The 3,485-nt window shown below is 34.3% G+C and carries 2 protein-coding genes; one reads left to right on the top strand and one right to left on the bottom strand.

Features of this window, described 5'->3' with window-relative positions:
• Positions 1–350 precede the first annotated feature (350 nt).
• On the bottom strand, positions 351–1,568 hold the full coding sequence (locus KI369_RS25270; protein WP_212958057.1) for an aspartate aminotransferase family protein: 1,218 nt from the start codon (positions 1,566–1,568) through the stop codon (positions 351–353).
• 271 nt (positions 1,569–1,839) lie between these two features.
• Between KI369_RS25270 and KI369_RS25265 the strand changes: the two genes are divergently transcribed.
• Positions 1,840–3,219 (top strand): catalase, encoded by a 1,380-nt coding sequence (locus KI369_RS25265; RefSeq protein WP_212958055.1) that lies wholly within the window; start codon positions 1,840–1,842, stop codon positions 3,217–3,219.
• Positions 3,220–3,485 lie beyond the last annotated feature (266 nt).

Here is a 3,485-nt window from a genome sequence, read left to right as displayed (position 1 = left end):
CCGTTAAAGATTTCATTACACGCCCCCTTTACACATCATGTGACATAAAGTGAAACTTTAATCAGTGGGGGTTTTCTTCGTCCCCCACTGATTATTAGTTGAACCAATCGGACTTTAATGGGCAGCCCGCCCATTAAAGCGGGATAAAATATTAAGTATTACCATTCCTTATGAGTTTTCCACCTTATTAACATATTCAAAAGTGAATTATACTGTGTAAAAACAACCGTCTATTTTTGAAAATATAAATTCTACACTTTCACCAAATTCTAATATAAAAAGCGCACCCCAATTGTAAAAATATTACTAACAATTAGGGTGCACTTTATATAAAATATAGCTTTTAATTTTTAAGCACTTACTACAGCAGCAACTTTATTCATACAAAAAATAAACTGATTAATAAATGCATCAATTTCTTCTTTTGTAATTATATATGGAGGAAGTAAGCGAATGATGTTCCCTTGTGTGACATCAACTAATATCCCATTCTCCATTAGCCCTACCTGTAATTTCTTCACATTTTCATTCGTATCATTCATACTAATTCCAAACATCATGCCAGCATGACGTACTTCCCTAATATAATAAGAATTTTCTTTCTGAATTTCTTGCAATTTATCATTTAAATATAGTGACGTTTCATACGCTTCTTGCATTAAACCATCGTCAATCAATGTGTTTAATACCGTTAACCCTAAAGCCGTTCCCATTGATGAATGAGCAAACGTTGTGCCGTGATCTCCTGGTGCAAATACATCACATAACTTTTCACCAACAATAATTCCACCTAATGGTATCCCGCCACCTGCTCCTTTACCAATTTGAATAACATCCGGTGTAATATTGAAATTTTGATAAGCAAATAGTTTACCAGTTCTCCCCATACCACTTTGAACTTCATCAACGATCAGTAGTACATTATATTTCTTACATAAATTTTGAACACCATGTAAATATTCAATTGATAAAGGGTATATCCCCCCACTACCTAATACTGGCTCTAGCATAATCGCAATTGGATTTTCTTTAACAATTGTTTCTTCTAATTGCTCTATATTCTCGCGGTCTACTTCATATACTGGAATCGATGTTTTAGGGAAATTTTGATATACACTTTCTTGTCTCGTAAAATGAAGTGCTCCTAACGTACGCCCGTGGAAACTATTCTTCAGCACTACAATTCCTTCACGTACTTCAACCATATTAGCTCTATATTTATCAATTAATTTTAACGTTGTTTCTGTTGCTTCCGTACCTGAGTTTGTAAAAAAGACTTTTCCGTTTTTTAATGAGCAATCAACTAATTTCTTTGCATATTCAATCGCAACTGGATTTAAAAAATGAAACGGTAGATGCAGAGATTTTGTAACTTGCTCCATTGTCGTTTGCACGATTTTCGGGTGATTGTATCCTAATACGTTCACTCCGACACCAGAAAATAAATCTACATACTCTTTACCATCCACATCATAAAGCTTGCACCCTTCTCCTCTTTCGATTGCAATCTTCGTACGACAATACGTAGGCATCATATATTCTTTATCTAATTGAAACCAATCCGACATGTTAAATTCCTCCTAGTTATTTCCCCTGTTTATTTATGTTCTTTCTCTATAAAGTCATGTATAAATTCGTTTTTAAGATTGAAATTTTAATAGTAATTTTCTTCTCGATATCCATTTTTCCATAATTTCTTCTATTTCAACAGGTCCACTACATGCGCGTTTTTTTCATATAGCGGTCTGTTTCTATTTTGAACTTTGCGTGTCATACATAATCAAGGCTATGAAATCATATTTAGTAACAATGGACAAAAAAGATTTGGAGGCTATATTAATGGATGAAAACTATGATAAACAGAGGCAACCTTTACTAAGGAAAGGCTTTAATGAAAATGGAGAACGTAATGAACAAGCTACACTTCACTCTCAAACAATTGGTTCGCGTGGACCTGTTCTAGAACAAGATAGTGTACTTCACGAGACGTTACAAGAATTTATTCATGAAAAAATTTTAGAAAGACCTGTTCATGTAAAAGGATTTGGTGCGTTTGGTTATTTTCAAACGATCTATCCAATGTCTGAACATACGAAACTAAGTTTTCTACAACATTCTAATGAGAAAGTTCCTGTTATGGTGCGATTTTCATTAGCCGTTAGTACGAAAGGAACACCTGATACTGCTAGAAATGTACGTGGTTTTTCTACAAAATTTTATACAAAAGAAGGCATTTTCGATCTTTTATGTAATCACATTCCTGTCTTTTCTGTTCGCGATCCGATGCGTTTCCCAGAAACGATTCAAGCGTTGTTACCTTCACCTATAAACAACTTAATAGACCCTAATAGATTTTGGAGTTTTGTCGCTAGAGCACCTGAATCCATACATTTCGTTGTCCGTTTGTACTCTGATGCTGGTACGACCAAAAGTCTGCGCCACATCCCAGGGCATAGTGTTAATACATATGTATGGAGAAATGCAGAAGGTAAACGCAAATATGTAAAGTATCATTGGTACCCATTTGAAGGTGTACAATCCATCACTAATGAGGAAGCGAATAAACTGGCTGCCGAAAATCCTGATTATAGCGGGAAAGATTTATATGATGCAATTGCAAATGGTAAACCAGTGGAATACGGATTATATGTCCAGCTTATGGATCCGAAAGATGAAGAACATCTTTCTTATGACCCATTAGATGATACAAAAGTATGGGATGAAAAGTCGTATCCTCTTATACCAGTAGGCAAAATGGTATTAAATAAAAATCCTGAAAATTATATGGAACAAGTAGAAAAAGTCGCCTTCTCTCCTTCTAATTTACTAGACGGTGCAGAACTATCAGATGATAAAATGCTGCAAGGGCGTGCTAACATTTATAGCGATTCTCAAAGAAGAAGAATTGGACCTGAATTCCGCAAATTAACGATTAACCAACAAGGAAATTGGACACCTGCTAATCAAATAACGAGCGGTGATGGAAGATACGTTGAAGGTAAACTTGAAAGAACTTCTATTTCAAAACAGGATGACTTTACGCAGCCTAGTGAATTTTATGCGAAGTTAAAACCGATAGAAAAAGAACATCTTGCTGAAAATTTAGCTGTTGATTTGAAAGTTATCTCTGATGATATTAGAACGGTTGTTTTAAGGTATTTTCATAAAGTTTCTGCTGATTTGGTGAAGAGGATTGAAAGTGCAATGCAAAAGCTTTAAAAATAAATAAAAACGTCATTTTAATCATTAAAAATGACGTTTTTTATCGCGAAATTACTAGGGATTTCTATCGCTTTATTTACAATGATTGACGAAATTTTTCTCCTTCAAAATTTCCTTTCTTTCATTTTAGATTATGGTACTCATTTCTCTTTTTCATATAATCTTTTTCACATTGCAACGGCTTGAATTTCACTTTTTTCCCTTTCTTCTTTTTCGTTTTTATAACGAGCCATTCCCCTTTTTCAACATCTAGTTTTAGGCGT

The sequence above is a fragment of the Bacillus sanguinis genome (assembly GCF_018332475.1).
GTDB classification, from domain to species: Bacteria; Bacillota; Bacilli; order Bacillales; family Bacillaceae_G; genus Bacillus_A; species Bacillus_A sanguinis.
This window is presented reverse-complemented; position numbering and strand designations above follow the sequence as displayed.

Excerpts from the sequence above, each read along its gene's own strand:
- KI369_RS25265 (WP_212958055.1), top strand. The coding sequence starts at position 1,840 with ATGGATGAAAACTATGATAAACAGAGGCAACCTTTACTAAGGAAAGGC.
- KI369_RS25270 (WP_212958057.1), bottom strand. The coding sequence starts at position 1,568 with ATGTCGGATTGGTTTCAATTAGATAAAGAATATATGATGCCTACGTAT.